This window comes from Roseivivax jejudonensis, assembly GCF_900172265.1.
GTDB lineage: Bacteria > Pseudomonadota > Alphaproteobacteria > Rhodobacterales > Rhodobacteraceae > Roseivivax > Roseivivax jejudonensis.
In genome coordinates, this window is the sequence record NZ_FWFK01000003.1 from 176,604 (window position 1) to 196,419 (window position 19,816).

The following is a 19,816-nucleotide window of genomic DNA, read 5'->3' on the forward strand; positions in this document are numbered from 1 at the left end:
GTGGCGGGACGGCAGCGCCACGAGGCCGTGGCGGGACTGCAGCGCCACGCCGCAGCCGTGGCCGGGCGGCAGCGCCACGCCACCGTGGCGGGACCAAAGCGCCCCGCCGCGGCCGTGGCCGGGCGGCAGCGCCCCGCGCCCGGGTCCCGGCGCGGCGATTGACGGCGCACCCGCGCGCTCCGTATCCTCGCGTCGAGGCAGCGGCGGGGCGGCGGACGGGTGCCGCACGTCCCGGATCCGAAAGAGGCACAGGGCATGACAGGCCGGACCGACCGGGCGCGGGGCGCGACATGCGCGTGACCGCCGTCACATGCGTCAAGAACGAGGGACCGTTCCTGCTGGAATGGATCGCCTGGAACCGGCTGATCGGGGTGACCGACCACCTGATCTATTCCAACGATTGCGACGACGGCACCGACACGCTGCTCGATGCGCTCGCCGCCGCCGGGCTGGTGGCGCACCACGCCAACCCCGCGCGCGGGCGCGCCTATCAGATGGAGGCGCTCAAGGACGCGCGCCGCCACCGGATCGTGCGGCGCGCCGACTGGCTGTGGATCGCCGACGTGGACGAGTTCCTCAACATCCGCGCCGGCGCGGGCGACATCGCGTCGCTGGTCGCCGCCTGCGGCGATCCGCACGCGATCTCGGTGAGCTTCCAGTTCTTCGCCAATGGCGGGGTGGAGCGCTTCGTCGACGCGCCGGTGATCGGCCAGTTCGACCGCTCGCACAATCCCGACATCTGGTGCGGCGACACCGCGATCGAGGTCAAGAGCCTGGTGCGCGCGGATTTCCCCTTCGGCTACCTGGGCGCGCACCGCCCGTTCCACGACCCCGACGGACCGGCCGACCGCTCCCTGGTCTGGACCGACGGGTCGGGCCGCAAGGTGCCGCGCGCCTTCCGCCGGCACGCGCGCAAGCGGCGCATCCGCGCCTTCCCGGCGCAGGGTGCGCGCGTGCACGCGACGCTCAACCACTACGCGCTGCGCTCGCTCGAGAGCTACCTCGTCAAGACCGACCGCGGCGACGTCAACCGCGAGAACCGCGCCTTCGACGACACCTACTGGCGCGAGCGCAACGACGCGGCCTGGACCGACCGGTCGATCCAGGCGCGGCTGCCGGCGCTCGAGGCGGCGATCGCCGAGCTGAAGGCGCTGCCCGACGTGGCGCGGCTGCACGATGCGGCCGTGGCCGCGCACCGCGCCAAGGCGGCACGGCTGATGGCGGCCCCGGCGGGCCGCGCGATGGCCGAGGCGCTGCGCCGCGCCGACCCGCTGCCGCCGGCGGAGGCCGCGCTGCGCGCCGAGCTGGAGGGGCCATGATCCTCAATCTCGGCCTGCCCAAGACCGGCACGACCACGCTGTCGCACGCGCTGCGCAGCGCCGGGCTGCGCACCGCCGACTGGAAGCTCCGGCCGGCGCAGACCGACGATCCGGACCTGCGCGACGTCTTCGTGGGCGAGATCCTCTACGGCGACTATTTCGCGCATGGGGATCCGCTGCGGCGGCTGTCGGGGTTCGACGCGATCACCGAGATGAACGCGCTCGGTCCGCACGGCAATTACTGGCCGCAGACCGACTGGGCGCTGCTCGACGCGATCCGCACGCGGCACCCGGACACCCTGTTCGTGCTGTCGCGGCGCGACCCGGCCAGCGCGGCCGACAGCATGATGCGCTGGCGCTCGCTCGGCACCCGCCGCATGCCGCGCCACACCGTACCGGGGCTGCCGAAGGGCTGGGGCGGCACCACCGCCGAGCTCGCGCGGTGGGTCGACGGGCACCAGCGCTTCTGCGACGCGATCTTCGCGGGCTCGGACCGCTATCTCGCCTACGACATCGAGGATCCCGAAGCGCCGCAGCGGATCGCGGCGTTCATCGGCCGGCCCCTGCCGTGGTGGGGCGTTGCGAACGCCAACCCGGCGCCGGACGCGGCCGTGGCGTCGGATGCGCCGAGCGACGGGGACTGAGATGCGCGTTCACCTGTTCATCGGCCCCTCGGAGCGCGCGATCGCGCGGCTGCGCGCGGTGGCCAGGGACTGTGCCCAGCCGCTGCGCCGCGCCGGCGTCGCGCTGCCCGACTGGAACCCGATCCGCCTCTACCTCGGCTGCTCGGACCCCGAGCGTACCGGCGTGCTGCGCTTCGCCCGCGGGTATCGCAGCGCCGGGGCGCAGGCGCGGCTTCTGGCCGAACTCACGGGCGAGATCGACGCGCTCCGCGCCAGCGGCGCCGACGCCGTCCTGATCGCCTCGGCGCATCTTGGCCGGCTCCTGCCCGGCCGCGAGGAACTGGAGCGGGTGCGCACGCTGCTGTCGCGACTGGGCGACGACATCCGTGTCACCGCGCACGTGGAGGAGCAGGCCCGCCACCTCGCCCGGCTCTATCCCGACCGGGTGGCCGAGGGACGCATCACCCCGCTCGGGCGGGAGCTGGCGCTGGCGCGCTCGGGGGCGCCGTGGTGGGAGGGCGCGCTCGGGTCGCTGCCGGACGGGCGGCCCTACCTGGGGCACCACCCGCTGCTCGACGGGGCGCCGCACTGGCTCGACTACGCCGCGCTGCTCGCGCAGTGGGAAGAGGTGTTCGGCACCGGCGCGGTGACCCTCGCGCCGCTCGATCCCGACCGCCTCTTCGGACCAGAGGCGCCCGCCGTCCTGTCCGGGGCGCTGGGGCTCGACGCGGATCTCGGACGGGCCGATCCGGCGCGCATGCCGGAGACACCGGGCGCGGCCACGACCACGCGGCTGCGGCGCTTCAACGAGGTGCTTCTCGCGTACCAGGCACGCCGCGGGCTGCACGTGCCGCGCGACCTGCGCCGGCGCATGGCCGGGCAGATGGCGGTGGCGGGCCCGCCGATCGCGGCCGGCAGCCTGTCGCCCGTGTCCGGGCGGTTCGCCGAGATGAACGCGGCGCTCGCCGCGCGTTTTCCCGCGCTCGCCGGTCACCTCGACCCCGATCCGCCCGCGCCGGACTGGACCGAGGCGGATCCGCTCTTCGGGTTCCGCGCGACGCAGTACCTCACCGCCTTCCGCTCGCAGATCGATCGCAACGCCCAGCCGATCGCCGAGATGAAGGCCGCCGACCGGGCCGAGGACGACGCGCTCGCCGCCGCCCGCGCTCCCGCGACGGCCGATCCGGACCGGTCCAATCCGGCGTTGCCGCCGCTCGCGCAGCTCAACCTGGCCAAGATCGCGGGCTCGCCTTACGCGCCGCACAACCGCCTCGGCTCGGTCAACGAGGAAGAGCTGGCGGCCGCCTTTCCCGAGCGGGCGCCGCGGCCCCTGCCCGCGGGCTCTTCGGGCCGGGTCATCGTCGGCTGCATGAAGAACGAGGCGCCCTACATCGTCGAGTGGGTCGCCTATCACCGCGCGATCGGGGTCGACCGGTTCCTGATCTACACCAACGGCTGCACCGACGGGACCGACGCGATCCTGCAACGGCTCGATGCGCTGGGCGTCGTCGAACACCGCGACAACGACGACTGGAAAGGCAACTCGCCCCAGCAGCACGCGCTCAACAGCGCGCTGAAAGAGCCGGTCATCCGCGACGCCGAGTGGATCCTGCACATCGACGTGGACGAGTTCGTCAACGTGCGCTGCGGCGACGGCACGCTCGACGCCTTCCTCGATCGCGTGCCCGACGCCACCAACGTCGCGATGACGTGGCGGCTCTTCGGCCACAACGGCGTCACCCGGCTCGAGGACCGCTTCGTGATCGATCAGTTCGACAGCTGCGCCCCGCGCTTCTGCCCCAAGCCGCACACGGTCTGGGGCTACAAGACGATGTTCCGCAACATCGGCGCCTACGCCAAGATCTCGTGCCACCGCCCGAACAAGCTCGATCCCGCGCTCGAGGACCGCGTGCGCTGGGTCAACGGCTCGGGCGAGGACATCACCCGCCATGCCGCGCGCAACGGCTGGCGCTCGTCGAAGGCGTCGATCGGCTACGACCTGATCCAGCTCAACCACTACGCGCTGCGCTCGGCCGAGAGCTTTCTGATCAAGCGCCAGCGCGGGCGCGCCCTGCATGTGGACCGGTCCATCGGCCTGAATTACTGGATCCGCATGGACTGGTCGGGCAACCGCGACATCACCATCAAGCGCAACCTGCCGCGCCTGCGCGCCGAGTACGACCGCCTCATGGCCGACCCCGAGCTCGCGCGGCTCCATGCCGAGGGGCTCGCCTGGCACCGCGCCAAGGCCGACGAGCTGCACGCGATGCCCGAGTTCGAGGAGCTCTACCAGCAGGCGCTCGCGCTCGAGCTGACCGAGACCGAGCGCGTGGCCTACGCGCTCGCCCTCGATATGGAGAGCTGAGAGCGCCCATGGCGGAGCCGCCGCGCATCCTCGCCATTCTCTGCGTGCGCAACGAGGGCGCGTTCCTGCTCGACTGGATCGCCCATCACCTCGCCTGCGGCGTCAGCCACGTGCTCGCGTACTCGAATGCCTGCGACGACGGCACCGACGCGATGCTCGACGCGCTCGCCCGGCAGGGCCGCGTCACCCATGTGCGCAACGACGGCCCGCACGACTCGCAGGGCATCCAGTTCACCGCGCTGAACCATGCCGCAGGCACCGACGCCGTCGCCGGCGCCGACTGGATCCTTGCGCTCGACATCGACGAGTTCGTCAACGTCCATGTCGGCGACCGCACCTTGCCCGCGCTTCTGGACGCGCTGCCCGACGCGGACGCGATCACGCTCACCTGGCGGCTCTTCGGCAATGCCGGCGCGGCGCGGTTCGAGGACGTGCCGGTGCCCCGGCGCTTCACCGCCGCCGCGCCCGAGATCCTGCACTGGCCGTGGCGCGCGTCGATGTTCAAGACGCTCTACCGCAACGACGGCACCTACCGGAAACCGGGCGTGCACCGCCCGCGCCGCCCCGATCCCGCCCGGGTCGACGCCGCGCGCTGGGCCGACGGGCACGGCCGCACCCTCGGGCCCGCGTTCCGGCGCGGGCGCATCTTCTCGGATTTCGGCCGCCCGAATTTCGGCCTCGCGCAACTCAACCATTACCCGCTCGGCGACGCCGAGAGCTTCGTGCTCAAGTCCGATCGCGGCCGCGCGGTGCACGACGCCGACCGCCTCGGCCTCGATTACTGGACCGAGCGCAACTTTTGCGCCGTCCGCGACGACAGCATCCTGGCGCTCGCGCCGCGGGTCGACGCGATCCGCGCGGAGCTTGCCGCGGCCCCCGATCTCGCGGCGCTGCACGCGGCCGCCGTCGCATGGCGCCGCACCCGCTTCGACGCGCTGATGGACCACGAGGAGATGCGCGCGCTTTACGGCCGATTGCTCATGTCGCAGCCCAGTATTCCCCTCTCGCGCGAAGCCGCTGCGCCGCTTCTCGCGCATGCGCTGCGCGCGCGCCGCTTGCATCGTTCGGACACCTCCTAAATACCAAGACGGAGGCGCATTTTTGCCCGAAACCGGCGCCATGTTCACCAACCGAAAAGGCGCCCATCCGACCATCCCGGGCGCAAGCAAGGACGAGTGAAATGCAGGACTCCGCGCCCGATCCCGACAGCGCGCCAGAGCCGCGGCAAACGCCCGACTACCCCGAGTGGCGCACCGCGATGAAGGCCCGCGCCGAGGAGGCGGGATTCTTCGAACCGCTCGGCCCCGACCATCACGCCCATTTCCTCGAAACCGACGGCGACGCGCTGCTGGTCACGTTCGAAAGCCACCCGGCGATCAGCATGCTGTCGCCCGACGACCGCCCGCTGGGCGAGGCGGTGGCCGAGGCGCATGGCTGGTCGCACCTCGCCGTGATCGCGCGCGGCGACACGTGGTTCCGGGAGGGGCGGGTCTACGGCTTCTTCGATCAGCTCAACGACGACGGATTCTTCGACGAGTTCGAAACGATCCTGTTCTACGGCGCCGGCCCCTGCGGCTATGCCGCCTGCGCATTCTCGGTCTCCGCGCCCGGCGCACGCGTCCTTGCGCTGCAGCCGCAGGCCACGCTCGATCCGCGCATCACCGAATGGGACGACCGCTTCGTCGGCATGCGCCGGCGCTCCTTCACCGATCGCTACGGTTTTGCCCCCGACATGCTCGACGCGGCGCAGGCGGCGTGGATCGTCTACGACCCGCGCGAGCCGCTGGACGCGATGCACGCCGCGCTCTTCGCGCGCCGCAACGTGACCCGCTTCCGCCTGCCCTCGATGGGCAACGCGCTGCAGGCGGACCTTCTGGGGCTCGACATCCACGACCCGCTCATGGCCGCGGCGATGGACGGCACGCTCGACACCGAAACCTTCGCGCGCCTGGCACGCCGGCGGCGCGACTACGTGCCCTACCTGCGCCGCCTGCTCTCGCGGCTCGAAGCCGACGAACGGCTCGACCTCGTGCGCCTGCTGTGCCGCAACGTGACCGGCCGGATGCGCGCGCCGCGCTTCCGGCGGCGTCTCAAGGCGCTCGAGGCTGCCGACGCGACGGGCGCCACCGCCGACACGGCATCGGACGGGGCCCCCGACAGCGACGATCCCTCCGACAACGCCGAACCGCGCCGCGCGACCGGCCTCTAGCGCCGCCCCTGCAGTCCGCCCCGCGCTCGCGCCGGCTCACCGCCGCAAGCACCGCGACACGCGGCACCGAACACGCGGCCACCCGCGCGCCGCTCAGGCCTCTGGCGCGCTTCTCGCGGCTCTGCTAACGCCGCCGGCATGACCACGCGCCTGACCCTCCGCCGGCCCGACGACTGGCACCTGCATCTGCGCGACGGCGCCATGCTGCGCGCCGTCCTGCCGGAAAGCGCGCGCCACTTCGCGCGCGCCATCATCATGCCGAACCTCGTGCCCCCGGTGGTGACGGCCGACGACGCGGCCGCCTACCGCGACCGCATCCGGGCCGCCCTGCCCGAGGACGCGGATTTCACGCCGCTGATGACCCTCTACCTGACCGAAGAGTCCGACCCCGAGGATGTCGCGCGCGCTGCCGAAACCGGCCTCGTGACCGCGGTCAAGCTCTACCCGGCGGGCGCCACCACCAATTCCGCCTCTGGCGTGCGCGACATGGATCGCGTGCGCCCGGTGCTCGAACGCATGGCCGCGATCGGCCTGCCGCTCTGCGTGCACGGCGAAGTCACCGATCCCGAGGTCGACATCTTTGACCGCGAGGCCGTGTTCATCGACCGCGTTCTCGATCCGCTGCGTCGCGCGGTGCCCGGCCTGCGCGTGGTGATGGAGCACCTGACCACGTCCGACGGCGTCGACTATGTCCGCGAGGGCGGCGAGGATCTCGGCGCGACGATCACGACGCACCACCTCGTCATCAACCGCAACCACCTGCTCGTGGGCGGCATCCGGCCGCATTACTATTGCCTGCCGGTGGCCAAGCGCGAACGCCACCGGCTCGCGCTGCGCGCCGCTGCGACCTCGGGCGCCGGGCGGTTCTTTCTGGGCACCGACAGCGCGCCCCATCCCGACCACGCCAAGGAGACCGCCTGCGGCTGCGCCGGCTGCTTCACCGCGACGAACACCCTGTCGATTCTCGCCGAGGTATTCGAGGCCGAGGGCGCCCTCGACCGGCTGGAAGCCTTCACCTCCCTGAACGGACCGGACTTCTACCGGCTGCCGCGCAACACCGGGACGATCGCGCTCGAAAAGGGCGACGCCGTGGAGTATCCGGCGGCGATCCAGGCCGGCGACGATCGGGTCACCGTGTTCGATCCGGGCATGCCGGTGCACTGGCGCGTGGTATCCTGAGACAGCGCCGCCGGATCGTACGATTTCGCGGGCAAAGCGTAATTTCGGCGTACGAAAGATCGCCGCGATTGGAAGAAAGGTACGAACCATGATCCCCACCGCCTACCCGTCGCGCGACGAGATCGCCCGCCTGACCGCCCGCTCCCTGCTCGAGGTCGGGGCCGTCCACTTCAACGCCGAGACCCCGTTCACGCTCGCCTCGGGCCTGCCCTCGCCCACCTACGTCGATTGCCGGCGGCTCATCTCGTTTCCGCGAATCCGCGCCACGCTGATGGACTTTCTCACCCTCACCGTGATGCGCGACGCCGGTCTCGAGGCCTTCGACAACGTCGCCGGCGGCGAGACCGCGGGCATCCCCTTCGCCGCGCTCGTGGCCGAGCGCATGGCCCTCCCGATGACATATGTTCGCAAGAAACCAAAGGGTTACGGACGGAACGCCCGGATCGAAGGAGTCATGTCCGAAGGCGATCGCGTGCTGCTCGTCGAAGACCTGACCACCGATGGCGGCTCCAAGCTCTCCTTCGTCGACGCGATCCGCGAAACCGGGGCGAGCTGCGCCCATACCGGTGTCATCTTCTACTACGGCATCTACCCCGAGACGATCGAAAAGCTGCGCGACCACGGCGTCACCCTGCACCACCTCTGCACGTGGTGGGACGTTCTCGCCGAGGCCCACGCCCAGGGCGCGTTCGCCCCTGACACGCTCGCAGAGGTTGAACGCTTCCTGAATGACCCGCGCGCTTGGCAGGCCGCCCGCGCACACGGCTGAGCAGAAATAAGCTGCCGCGACGTCAAGCAGCGCACGAATCAGGTCTGCATGTAGGTTCCTTTTCGCGCTCGGGCGCCAGATATAGGTATTATTGTACCAAATATCGGTTATACAAAGGTATCCACAGAAAGATACATTTTGCCATTCCGCGGAGGTTAACGGTATCTCCACGACCCAAGCAGACAGCAGCGGAATCGACGGGAGGGGGCAGATCATGTCGCAGGTCACTGCGTTCGATCCCACGGGCGGAAAACAGGCCGAGGACTCCGCAGACACCAGCGTCGACGCCCTGCCGCATTCCATCGAGGCCGAACAGCAGCTGCTCGGCGCGATCCTGACGAACAACGACGTCTACGACCGCGTCGCCTCGATCCTCGCCGCGCGCCACTTCTACGATCCCGTGCACGCCCGCATCTACGAGGTCGCGGCCGCGCGGATCGCCAAGAATCAGCTCGCCTCCCCCGTCACGCTCAAGGCGTTCATGGAGGAAGAGCCCGGCCTGAAGGAACTCGGCGGCGGCGCCTACCTCGTGCGCCTTGCCGGTGCGGCGGTTTCGTCCTTCGCGGTGCGCGACTATGCCCAGATGATCTACGACCTCGCCGTCCGGCGCGAGCTGATCTCGCTCGGGCGCGACATCTCGGCCAAGGCGGCCAAGGTCGACGTCGCCTCCGAACCGCGCGAACAGATCGTGGAGGCGGAACAGGCGCTCTACACGATGGCCGAACAGGGCCAGGGGGAAAAGGGCTTCGTCAGCTTCCTCAGGGCGGTCACGGACGCGGTGAACGTCGCCAACGCCGCCTACCAGCGCGAGGGGCAGCTCTCGGGAATATCCACAGGCCTCGTGGACATGGACAAGAAGCTCGGCGGCCTGCATCCGTCCGACCTTCTCATCCTCGCCGGGCGACCCTCGATGGGGAAGACCTCGCTCGCCACGAACATCGCCTTCAACATCGCCAAGGCCTACCGCAGGGGCACGCGCCCGGACGGCACCGATGGCGCGGTCGAGGGCGGCGTCGTCGGGTTCTACTCGCTCGAGATGTCGGCCGAGCAGCTTGCCGCGCGGATCCTGTCCGAAGCGTCGGAGGTGCCCAGCGAACAGATCCGCCGCGGCGACATGACCGAAGAGGAGTTCCGCCGCTTCGTCGAGGCGGCGAAGTCGCTCGAGGCGTGCCCGCTCTACATCGACGACACGCCGGCCCTGCCGATCGCGCAACTCGCCGCCCGCGCGCGGCGTCTCAAGCGGACGCACGGGCTCGACGTTCTGATGGTCGACTACCTTCAGCTGGTCCGGGGATCGGGCAAGTCGGGCGAGAGCCGGGTCAACGAGATCGCGGAAATCTCCATGGGACTCAAGGCCATAGCCAAGGAACTGAACATACCGGTGATCGCGCTGTCGCAGCTGTCGCGGCAGGTCGAGAGCCGCGACGACAAACGCCCGCAACTGTCGGACCTGCGCGAATCGGGCTCGATCGAGCAGGACGCCGACGTCGTGATGTTCGTGTTCCGCGAGGAATACTACGTGGAACGCGAGAAGCCGTCCGACGACCGGCTGGAGGAAATGGCCGCTTGGCAGGAGCGGATGGAGCGCCTGCACGGCAAGGCAGAGGTCATCATCGGCAAGCAGCGCCACGGTCCGATCGGCACGGTGGAACTGAGCTTCGAAGGCCGCTTCACCCGCTTCGGCAACCTCGTGAAACCGTGGCAGAACACGCAGGTCGAGCAATTCTGAGAGACAAGAAGCCCGAGCAGGCCCGACGGGGCCGGAGCCCGGGCCGGACCGCGCGCAGCACACGACCCCCGACACGGCTGCACCGATCCGGCCCGGGCTCCGGCCTCATATTGGATGGACGCGAAGATCGCTCCCCCGAGTTGTCCACAAGCCCGCGACGCGCGTGAGGCGCTGCGCGCCCCCAGACTTGTCCACAGCCCGCAGAGCGGGACCCGAGGGCGAAAACGGCTTGACCCGGCCGGTCGCCATGCCAAACAGCGCGCATGGCTCGACCGCTGCTAACCATCGACCTCGACGCGCTGAAGACGAACTGGCGCAACCTCGACCGCCAGATGAGCGGGGAGACCGGCGCCGTCGTCAAGGCGGACGCCTACGGGCTCGGCGTGGATCGCGTCGCGTTGGTGCTCGCCCAGGAAGGCGCGCGGACCTTTTTCGTCGCCACAGCGGAGGAAGGCGCGGATCTGCGCGAAATCCTTGGCGCAGGCGTGGAAATCTGCGTCTTCAATGGCCATATGGATGGCGACGCCCGACTGATTTCCGGGGCGCGCCTCGTGCCGATGCTCAATTCGATCGACCAGATGGTGATGCACGTCGAAGCGCTGCCCGACCATCCGTTCGGCATACAGCTCGATACCGGGATGAACCGGCTGGGCATGGAAGAGGCCGAGTGGTCCGCCCTGCGCGACATCGCCATGGCGCAGACCCCGCGTCTCATCATGAGCCACCTCGCCTGCTCCGACACCCCGGCGCACGAGATGAACCTCGCGCAGCTGCGCCGGTTTCACGAGATGACCGACGGGCTTTCGGCGCGGCGGTCGCTCTCGGCCACGGGCGGCATCCTGCTCGGGCGCGAGTACCAGTTCGACGTGGCGCGGCCCGGGATCGGTCTCTACGGCGGCATGCCCTTCATCGACGCACAGCCGGTGGTGCATCTCGACGTGCCGGTCATCCAGACCCGGGACGTCGCGCCCGGCGAAAGCGTCGGCTACGGCAACGCCTGGATCGCCGAGCGTCCGTCCCGCATCGCGACGATCGCCGCCGGCTATGCCGATGGCATCCACCGCATCATGGCGCCGGACGCCTGGGTCTATGCCGGCGAGACGCGGTGCAAGGTCGTCGGGCGGATCTCGATGGATCTGATCGGCGTGGACGTGACCGACGCACCGGCGCCGCCGCCGAGCATCGAGGTCCTCGGGCGCCACCAGTCGATCGACACGGTGGCCGACGCCGCCGGCACCATCGGATACGAAATCCTGACGGCGCTCGGCGACCGCTACGCGCGGCGCTACGTCGGCGGCTAGCGCGGATGAGCCCGCTTCTACAGACCAGCTGGCCGGTGGCGTCGCTGTTTCTCGCCCAGAAATTCGTGCTGCCGGAGGCGGTGCTCGTGCTCGCGCTGCTGCGCGTCGTCTTCGGGCGCGGGCTCGCGCGCGTGCTCGCGCTGCTCGCCGCGCTTCTGGCCGCCGCGATCACGCTGACCGTGTTCGCCCCCGCGCTCGGGCTTGCCGGCACGGGGCTCTACCGCTGGGCAGCGCGCAGCCTGACCCTCGGCGGCGGGCTGGGTCTGCCCCTGACGGCCTCGGCGCTCCTCGTGCTTTCGGCAATCGCCCCGGGCGTGCGGGCCCGCTGGATCGACGTGCTCCACGGGCTTCTTATTCTGGTGCTGCTGGGCCTCTGGCTCGCGGCGCAGATCGCGTGACGGCTCTGCGCGTTCGGCTCGGTCTGATTGCGGTCCTGGCTCTGCTCTACCCGGTTGCCTGGACGGCGCCGCTCCTGCGGGCCGGATTTCTGCCGCTCTTCGGGCTGTCCGAGATCAGCGTCCTGTCCGGCCTCGCCGCATTGTGGGAGACGGATCGTGCGCTCGCGCTTCTCGTGGCACTTTTGGCGATCGTCTTGCCGTACCTGAAGCTCCTCGGGCTCGCCCTGGTGACGGTCCGGCCGCTCGGCTCGCGCGCGCACGCCACGCTGCAGCTTGTCGGGCGCCTCGCCATGGCCGATGTCTTCCTGATCGCGGTTTACGTAGCGGCAGTGAAGGGAATCGGTGTCGGCCGGGTGGAAACCGCATGGGGCCTCTACCTCTTCACGATTTGCGTCCTGGCCGCGCTCATTCTGGGCTGGACCCGGGTCAAATAAGCGCGCCGGCACAACATTGTGCGCAAACGCGCAACAGACGCCGCCGAATCTGTGTCCGCGGCGCGTCACAGAGAGTTCAATCCCCCAAGTTAAAGAAACCTTAGGAGATTTGGCGCGTTCGGCATAAAATCGCGCATGTTGATTTATGCGCGACCAGCAGACGAGGGCGCGAAAATGATTGCTACCGCACGAACCAGCTTTCTCCTGGTGCAATATCTCATGCAGCGGCTTGCGATGATTTCGCTCGTGCTGCTGGCCCTCGGCCTCGCCGGCTACACCGCCGCTTGCGCGCTCGGACTGGCCGCGTGGCTTGAGCTTCCACTGACCTTCGGGACGACGACCTACGCCGGTGCCGGCGTCACGCTGCAAATCGGGATCACGGTCCTTGCCATCGCGCTGTGCTTCTGGCTGCCGTCGAACGCGCGGATCATGGCACTCGAGACGTCGCATCGCCGCTTTCACATCGGCATGCACGACGTCGCGCAGGCCTACCAGGTCGCGCACCATGCCGACCGCGAGGGCGTGTTCACGCTGAAGTCCGAGTTCGACTCGATCCGCGAGCGCATGGCCTTCCTGCGCGAGCATCCCGACCTGTCGGACCTGGAACCCTCGGTGCTCGAGATCGCGGCACAGATGAGCCATCTGTCGCGCGACCTTGCGCATGTCTACTCCGATCGCAACGTCGCACGCGCGCGCGACTTCCTCATCCAGCGCCAGCAGGAGGTGGAAGACTTCAACCGTCGCCTGGCGCATGCCAAGTCGGTGGCGACCGACATGCGCGGCTGGCTCGATCGCGTCGAGCTTGACGAGGCGGTCGCCGAATCGCAGCTTGCGCGGCTCTGCGACGAACTGACGGAGATCCTGCCGGAGTTGAACGGACGCGACGATGCCCCGACGCTGCGCGAGGTCGACAGCGTCGATCCGCAGGTCGCCGCACAGCGGGAAGCCGAACCACATCAGGACGACGCGCGCATCGTGTCGATCCTGAACCAGCGCGCGGCCGAGTGAGCGCTTGAAGCCCCGCCTCCGGGCGGGGTAAGGCGCCGCTCATGGCCCGATCTTCTGCCGTCTTCGTCTGTTCCGCCTGCGGCAACACCACATCCAAGTGGTCGGGCCGCTGCGAGGCGTGCGGCGAATGGAACACCATCCAGGAAGAACGCGCCGCCGCGGCCGGTCCGCCGTCAAAAACGCTCGGCGCGTCGAAGGGACGAAGCGTTCCGCTCACCGATCTCGGGCACGCAGAGGCACCGCCACCGCGCACGGCGAGCGCGATGGCCGAACTCGATCGCGTGCTGGGAGGCGGGCTCGTGCCCGGCAGCGCGATCCTCGTCGGCGGCGACCCCGGCATAGGAAAGTCCACCCTGCTTCTGCAGGGCGCGGCGGCGTTCGCCGCGGCCGGCCTGCGGGTCGTCTACATCTCGGGCGAGGAAGCCTCTGCACAGGTGCGGATGCGGGCCGAACGGCTCGGCCTGGGGAATGCGGCGGTTCAGCTCGGAGCCGAGACGAACCTGCGCGACATCCTCGCCACGCTCGACACCGAGCGGCCGGATCTCGTGGTGATCGACTCGATCCAGACCATGTGGGCCGACAACGTCGACAGCGCGCCGGGCAGCGTTACGCAGGTTCGCGCGGCCGCGCACGAGCTGACCTCGTTCGCCAAGCGGCGCGGCGCCGCCGTCGTCCTGGTCGGGCACGTCACGAAAGAGGGCCAGATCGCCGGACCTCGCGTGGTGGAGCACATGGTCGACACCGTGCTCTACTTCGAGGGTGAACGCGGCCATCAGTTCCGGATCCTGCGCGCGGTGAAGAACCGCTTCGGCCCCGCGGACGAGATCGGCGTTTTCGAGATGACGGGCGCCGGATTGGCCGAAGTCGCGAACCCCTCCGCCCTTTTCCTGTCCGAGCGCGGGACGCCGGCGCCCGGCTCGGTGGTCTTCGCCGGGATCGAGGGCACCCGCCCGGTCTTGTGCGAGATGCAGGCGCTCGTCGCGCCGACGCCACAGGCACAGCCGCGCCGCACGGTCGTCGGTTGGGACGGGGGGCGGCTGGCCATGATCCTTGCCGTTCTCGAGGCGCGCTGCGGGATCCCGTTCGCCGGTCTCGACGTCTACCTGAACGTGGCCGGCGGCATGAAAGTGTCCGAGCCGGCCGCAGACCTCGCTGTGGCCGCGGCGCTGCTCTCGGCCCGCGAGGACAGCGCCCTGCCCGCCGAGACCGTCGTTTTCGGCGAGATCTCTCTCTCCGGTGCGCTACGCCCCGTCGCCCAGACCGAAAACAGGTTGAAAGAGGCGCGGAAACTTGGTTTCACCGCTGCGATCGCGCCGAGGGGCGGCAAGTCCGGCGACGCGGCGGGGATCGCGCTCACCGAGATGGGCGACCTCGCTGCTTTCGTGGGCGAAATTTTCGGCGCCGGCTGATACAGGCGCGATCCGAGCAGAGGACGGATAGGCAGGACCATGGAAGGCTTCACCGCACTCGACGCCGTGGTGGCTGTCGTCATCGTTCTGTCAGCGCTTCTCGCCTATTCTCGCGGCCTGGTGCGCGAGGTTCTGGCGATCCTCGGCTGGGTCGCCGCGGCCATTCTCGCCTTCATGTTCGCGCCGCAGGCACAGCCGCTTGTCAAGGAGCTGCCGGTCGTCGGCGAGTTTCTCGCGGACAGCTGCGAGCTGTCGATCATCGCGGCCTTCGCTGCGGTCTTTGCGCTGGCGCTGATCGTGGTTTCGCTATTCACGCCCGTCTTCTCGAGCCTCGTGCAACGCTCCGCCCTCGGTGGGCTCGATCAGGGCCTCGGGTTTCTGTTCGGCGTCGCGCGCGGCATCCTGCTCGTGGCGGTCGGCTTTTTCGTCTACGAAACGGTGGTGACCACCCAGACGGTCGAAATGGTCGAAAACAGCCGCTCGGCCGCGGTCTTTTCGCAGTTCACCGACCGGATCGAGTCGCAGAACCCCGATCAGGCCCTCGGCTGGATCACGACGCAATACGAGGAACTGGTCGGTGTCTGCGCCGTGCCGGGTCCGAGCGACGCCTGATCCGGCTCCTCTGCATCTTTACCAATGCTAGCCGGAGGCGCGTCTCGGCGGCCGTCTGATCGGACTGTCGGGAAGCTCTTTGGCACGAGACGCGCCGGCCACGACGGGCCGGCGCCCTGCCTCACAGGATCATCAGCCGGATGCCGTAGGCGACGATTGCGAGCGACCCTACGGAGAGCGCCCAGATCAGAACGAACCAGCCCAGTCGTTTCGCGCGGTCGGACATCAGTGATAGCCCTCCCCGACCTTCAGCTTGCCGCGGAACACCCAATAGGCGTAGCCGGAATAGGCAAGGATGATCGGGACCAGAACGATCGCGCCCACGAACATGAAGAGCTGCGACTTGGCCGGGCTGGCCGCGTCGTAGATCGAGACTGCCGGCGGAATGATGTAGGGCCACATCGACACGCCCAGTCCGACGAAACACAACCCGAAGAGCGCGATCGTCAGCACGAACGGCAGCCAGTCGCGACCGTCACGGGTGATCGTGGTCCAAAGCGCCCATGCCAGCACGCCGACCATGATCGGCACCGGCGCGACGACAAGCGCCGCCGGGAAGCTGAACCAGCGCGAGAAGTATTCCTGTTCGAGGAATGGCGTCGCGAGGCTGACCGCCACGATGCAGGCCACGGTCGCGATCCCGAACAGCCGCGCCATGTTGCGGATCTTGAGCTGGATGTCACCCTCGAGCTTCATGTTCAGCCAGCACGCCCCCATGAACGCATATCCCAGCACGACCGACACCCCGGTCAGAATCGAGAACGGCGTCAGCCAGTCCCACCAGCCGCCGCCGTAGCTCCGGCCGTCGACGTCGATGCCCTGAAGCAGCGCCCCCAGCGTGATACCCTGCGCCAAGGCGGCGACCGTCGAGCCGCCGATGAATGCGCCGTCCCAGAACCACTTGCTGAAGCTCGACGCGGCCTTCCAGCGGAACTCGAACGCGACACCGCGGAAGATCAGCGCCAGCAACATCGCGATGATTGGCGGGTAAAGCGCCGGCAGGATGATCGCGTAGGCCAGCGGGAAGGCCGCGAACAACCCGCCGCCGCCAAGGACCAGCCACGTCTCGTTGCCGTCCCAGACCGGGGCGACCGAGTTCATCATCAGGTCGCGATCCTCCTTGTTCCGAAAGAACGGGTAGAGGATCCCGATCCCGAGGTCGAAGCCATCCAGCACGACGTAGACGTAGACGGCAAAGGCGAGCAGGAGCGCCCAGGCGATGGTGAGATCGAAAGAAGTCGCAAGTCCGTCCATTTCTCAGATCACTCCGCAGGCTGCTGGTCAGTCCGGCCCTTGGGCCGCGGCATCTGGGTACCGGGAACGATGCCCGCGCTGCGAATCGGCCCACTCTCGATATCGTCCTCGTAGGCGGCGCGATCCGGCGTCTTGCGCATCAGCTTGATGAGGTATCCGACGCCCGCCCCGAACACCGCGAAATAGATCACGATGAAGGCGAGGAGGGACGCACCGACGGCATCGGCCTCGATCGGCGACACGGCCTCGGAGGTCATCATCTCTCCGTAGACCACGTAGGGCTGACGGCCGACCTCGGTGGTGATCCAGCCGGCGATCACGGCCACCAGGCCGGACGGTCCCATCACCAGCGCGGCGCGGTGCAGCCACGTATCGTCGTAGAGCTTGCGCCGGTAGCGCGACCACAGCGACCACGCCCCCACGCCGACCATGAGCATGCCGATGCCGACCATGATGCGGAACGACCAGAACACCATCGCCACCGGCGGCTCCTCGTCGTCCGGCACGGCATCGAGCCCTTCCATCGACGCGTTCCAGCCCTTGCCGAGGATCGGCCCGCCGATCTTGGGGATTCCGACCGCGTAGTCGAGCCGGCCTTCCTCCTGGTTGGGGATCCCGAAGAGGTAGAGCGGGATACCGTTCTCGTGCGTTTCGAAATGCCCCTCCATCGCCAGCACTTTGGTCGGCTGGTACTCGTAGGTGTTCAGGCCGTGCTCGTGTCCGAGGACGATCTGCAGCGGCGCGACGATCGCGGCCATCCACATCGCCATCGAGAACATCTTGCGCACGCCCTTATTCTGGCGCCGTCCGTTCAGCAGATGCCATGCTCCGACACCGCCGACGATGAATGCCGTCGTCAGGTACGCCGCGGTGAGCGTGTGCGCGAGGCGGTACGGGAAGGACGGGTTGAAGATGACCTCCCACCAGTTCTCCGGCACGAACTGCCCGGCGTCGTTGATCCCGAAACCGGCCGGCGTGTGCATCCACGAATTGACCGACAGGATCCAGGTGGCCGACACGGCCGTGCCGATCGCGACCATGAGCGTCGCCACCATGTGCAGGGTGTTGCCTACCTTGTCGCGCCCGAACAGCATGATCCCGAGGAAGCCGGCCTCAAGGAAGAAGGCGGTCAGCACCTCGTAGGCCATGAGCGGGCCGAGGACCGGGCCTGTGCGGTCCGAAAAGACCGACCAGTTGGTGCCGAACTGGTAGGACATGACAATCCCGGACACGACGCCCATCGCGAAACTGATCGCGAAGATCTTTACCCAGAAATTGAACAGGTAGAGATACGCCTCGTCCTTCGACCAGAGATACCAGCCGTTCAGCACCGCGAGGAAACTAGCGAGGCCGATGGTGAATGCTGGAAAGATGAAATGGAACGCGACGGTGAACGCGAATTGGATGCGCGCGAGCATGACGGCATCCATGCCAAGAAACGTTTCCATGTCCGAACCTCGTGGCGATGCTGTTGTTTCGGCTTGGACTTAGGCGCTTGGATGCGCAAGTCGCCCGTTATGCGCCAACTGGCCGCAGTTTTTTTGGCCGCGCGCCCGACGTGTCCGTGACAGAGGCGTGACAAGCCGGCCGCCTTCCCCTAGATAGCCGCAGTAACGAGACGGATCGGAGTCTCTCACTTGACCCCTTCACTGCCGCCTTCCCATCCCTTCGATTTCGACGCAGTCGAGGCCGACAAACTGCACGAGGAATGCGGGGTGTTCGGTGTCGTCGGCGTGTCGGACGCGGCCAATTTCGTCGCGCTCGGTCTCCATGCGCTGCAGCATCGCGGACAGGAAGCCGGCGGCATCGTCACCTACGCCCCCGATCACGGCTTCAGCTCGGCGCGCCGGTTCGGCTACGTGCGCGATACCTTCACGAGCCAGTCGGTTATGGAAACGCTGCCCGGCACTCTCGGGATCGGACACGTGCGCTACTCGACCTCCGGGTCGAAGGGGCCGACGCAAATTCGCGACGTGCAGCCGTTCTTCGGCGAGTTCTCGATGGGCGGCGCGGCGATCGCGCACAACGGCAACATCACCAACGCCGACTCGCTGCGGCGCGAGCTGATCGATCGCGGGTCGATCTTCCAGTCCTCGTCGGACAGCGAGTGCATCATCCACCTGATGGCACGGTCCCTGCAGCGCGACATTCCCTCGCGGATGGAAGATGCGCTCCGGCGCGTCGAGGGCGCGTTCTCGGTCGTGGCGATGACCCGTACGAAACTCATTGGCGTACGTGACCCGCTGGGCGTACGCCCGCTGGTTCTCGGCCGGGTCGGCGACGGCTGGGTCCTGTCGTCCGAGACCTGTGCGCTCGACATCATCGGCGCGGAGTTTGTGCGCGAGATCGAGCCCGGCGAGATGGTGGTCATCACCCCCGAAGGCGGCGTCGAGAGCCTGCGTCCCTTCCGCCCGCAAAGGGCGCGGTTCTGTATTTTCGAGCATGTCTACTTCTCGCGCCCCGACTCGATCATCGGCGGGCGATCGGTCTACGAGACGCGCCGCCAGATCGGCGTCGAACTGGCGCGTGAAGCACCGGTCGAGGCCGACCTCGTCTGCCCCGTTCCCGACTCGGGCACGCCGGCGGCCATCGGCTACAGCCAGGAATCGGGCATTCCCTACGCGATGGGCATCGTCCGCAACCAGTACATGGGCCGGACCTTCATCGAACCGACCGAGCAGATCCGGAACATGGGCGTGCGGCTCAAGCTCAACGTCAACCGTGCGCTGATCCGCGGCAAGCGGGTGATCCTCGTGGACGACTCGGTGGTGCGCGGCACGACCTCGCGCAAGATCAAGGAGATGATCCTCGATGCCGGCGCGGCCGAGGTGCATTTCCGCATCGCGTCGCCGCCAACGGCATGGCCGTGTTTCTACGGGGTCGACACGCCACAGCGCGAAAAACTTCTTGCCGCCACGATGTCCGAAGACGAGATGTGCGCGCATCTCGCGGTCGACAGCCTGCGTTTCATTTCGCTCGACGGTCTCTACCGCGCAGTGGGCGAGGCGAAGGGCCGTGATCCCAACCGGCCACAATACTGCGACGCGTGTTTTTCCGGGGAATACCCCGTCGAACCGTCGGACCAGATCGAGAAGGGCTTCCGTCTGAAGGCGGCCGAGTAACCTCCGGAAATCCGGTGGTTATCAGCACCGGCGCCACTCCGCCGATGCCCTTGCGTCCGGCTGCGGACCGCCTTCCCGACGACAT

The 19,816-nt window shown here is 68.6% G+C and carries 18 protein-coding genes; 15 read left to right on the forward strand and 3 right to left on the reverse strand.

Annotation, left to right across the window (positions count from 1 at the left end):
* The first annotated feature begins 290 nt into the window (after positions 1-290).
* The 14 genes from ROJ8625_RS08760 to ROJ8625_RS08825 all read left to right on the forward strand — a co-directional run bounded on the left by ROJ8625_RS08760 (position 291) and on the right by ROJ8625_RS08825 (position 15,355).
* Positions 291-1,319 (forward strand): glycosyltransferase family 2 protein, encoded by a 1,029-nt coding sequence (locus ROJ8625_RS08760; protein ID WP_085791512.1) that lies wholly within the window; start codon positions 291-293, stop codon positions 1,317-1,319.
* Positions 1,316-1,963: a sulfotransferase gene (locus ROJ8625_RS08765; protein ID WP_085791513.1), complete on the forward strand. Its 648-nt coding sequence runs from the start codon at positions 1,316-1,318 to the stop codon at positions 1,961-1,963. The genes ROJ8625_RS08760 and ROJ8625_RS08765 overlap by 4 nt, the downstream gene beginning before the upstream one ends.
* 1 nt (position 1,964) lies before the next feature.
* Positions 1,965-4,307, forward strand: coding sequence for a glycosyltransferase family 2 protein (locus ROJ8625_RS08770; RefSeq protein WP_085791514.1), 2,343 nt, complete (start codon positions 1,965-1,967; stop codon positions 4,305-4,307).
* 8 nt (positions 4,308-4,315) lie between these two features.
* On the forward strand, positions 4,316-5,386 hold the full coding sequence (locus ROJ8625_RS08775) for a glycosyltransferase family 2 protein (protein WP_085791515.1): 1,071 nt from the start codon (positions 4,316-4,318) through the stop codon (positions 5,384-5,386).
* Between the two features lie 179 nt (positions 5,387-5,565).
* Entirely contained in the window at positions 5,566-6,516 is a 951-nt protein-coding gene (locus ROJ8625_RS08780) for a phosphoadenosine phosphosulfate reductase (protein ID WP_234984235.1), read from the forward strand.
* A 138-nt stretch (positions 6,517-6,654) separates the two neighbouring features.
* Positions 6,655-7,695 (forward strand): dihydroorotase, encoded by a 1,041-nt coding sequence (pyrC, locus tag ROJ8625_RS08785; RefSeq protein WP_085791517.1) that lies wholly within the window; start codon positions 6,655-6,657, stop codon positions 7,693-7,695.
* 88 nt (positions 7,696-7,783) lie between these two features.
* On the forward strand, positions 7,784-8,464 hold the full coding sequence (locus ROJ8625_RS08790) for an orotate phosphoribosyltransferase (protein ID WP_085791518.1): 681 nt from the start codon (positions 7,784-7,786) through the stop codon (positions 8,462-8,464).
* Positions 8,465-8,678: 214 nt separating this feature from the next.
* Positions 8,679-10,193 (forward strand): replicative DNA helicase, encoded by a 1,515-nt coding sequence (locus tag ROJ8625_RS08795; protein WP_085791519.1) that lies wholly within the window; start codon positions 8,679-8,681, stop codon positions 10,191-10,193.
* A 263-nt stretch (positions 10,194-10,456) separates the two neighbouring features.
* Complete coding sequence (gene alr, locus ROJ8625_RS08800) at positions 10,457-11,494, forward strand: alanine racemase (RefSeq protein ID WP_085791520.1); 1,038 nt, start codon at positions 10,457-10,459, stop codon at positions 11,492-11,494.
* Between the two features lie 5 nt (positions 11,495-11,499).
* Positions 11,500-11,892 carry a hypothetical protein gene (locus ROJ8625_RS08805; RefSeq protein WP_085791521.1) on the forward strand — a complete coding sequence of 131 codons (393 nt, stop codon included), beginning with the start codon at positions 11,500-11,502 and terminating at the stop codon, positions 11,890-11,892.
* Positions 11,893-11,897: 5 nt separating this feature from the next.
* Complete coding sequence (locus ROJ8625_RS08810; RefSeq protein ID WP_085791895.1) at positions 11,898-12,326, forward strand: paraquat-inducible protein A; 429 nt, start codon at positions 11,898-11,900, stop codon at positions 12,324-12,326.
* Positions 12,327-12,500: 174 nt separating this feature from the next.
* Positions 12,501-13,334, forward strand: coding sequence for a DNA repair protein (locus ROJ8625_RS08815; protein WP_085791522.1), 834 nt, complete (start codon positions 12,501-12,503; stop codon positions 13,332-13,334).
* Positions 13,335-13,375: 41 nt separating this feature from the next.
* A complete protein-coding gene (gene radA / locus ROJ8625_RS08820) occupies positions 13,376-14,743 on the forward strand; it encodes a DNA repair protein RadA (RefSeq protein WP_085791523.1) in 1,368 nt (455 codons plus the stop codon).
* A gap of 39 nt (positions 14,744-14,782) precedes the next feature.
* Complete coding sequence (locus tag ROJ8625_RS08825) at positions 14,783-15,355, forward strand: CvpA family protein (RefSeq protein WP_085791524.1); 573 nt, start codon at positions 14,783-14,785, stop codon at positions 15,353-15,355.
* Between the two features lie 121 nt (positions 15,356-15,476).
* Here ROJ8625_RS08825 and ROJ8625_RS08830 read toward each other — a convergent pair whose 3' ends face one another.
* Genes ROJ8625_RS08830 through ROJ8625_RS08840 form a run of 3 tightly spaced genes read right to left on the reverse strand, consistent with a single transcriptional unit; the run spans position 15,477 to position 18,057 of the window.
* Positions 15,477-15,581, reverse strand: a complete 105-nt coding sequence (locus ROJ8625_RS08830) for a DUF2474 family protein (RefSeq protein ID WP_085791525.1) — start codon at positions 15,579-15,581, stop codon at positions 15,477-15,479.
* Positions 15,581-16,609 (reverse strand): cytochrome d ubiquinol oxidase subunit II, encoded by a 1,029-nt coding sequence (gene cydB / locus ROJ8625_RS08835; RefSeq protein WP_085791526.1) that lies wholly within the window; start codon positions 16,607-16,609, stop codon positions 15,581-15,583. Before cydB ends, ROJ8625_RS08830 begins: the two co-directional genes overlap by 1 nt.
* Positions 16,610-16,617: 8 nt before the next feature.
* Complete coding sequence (locus tag ROJ8625_RS08840; protein ID WP_085791527.1) at positions 16,618-18,057, reverse strand: cytochrome ubiquinol oxidase subunit I; 1,440 nt, start codon at positions 18,055-18,057, stop codon at positions 16,618-16,620.
* Positions 18,058-18,258: 201 nt separating this feature from the next.
* Here ROJ8625_RS08840 and purF point away from each other — a divergent pair, with 201 nt between their 5' ends.
* Positions 18,259-19,731: an amidophosphoribosyltransferase gene (gene purF, locus ROJ8625_RS08845; protein WP_085791896.1), complete on the forward strand. Its 1,473-nt coding sequence runs from the start codon at positions 18,259-18,261 to the stop codon at positions 19,729-19,731.
* Positions 19,732-19,816 lie beyond the last annotated feature (85 nt).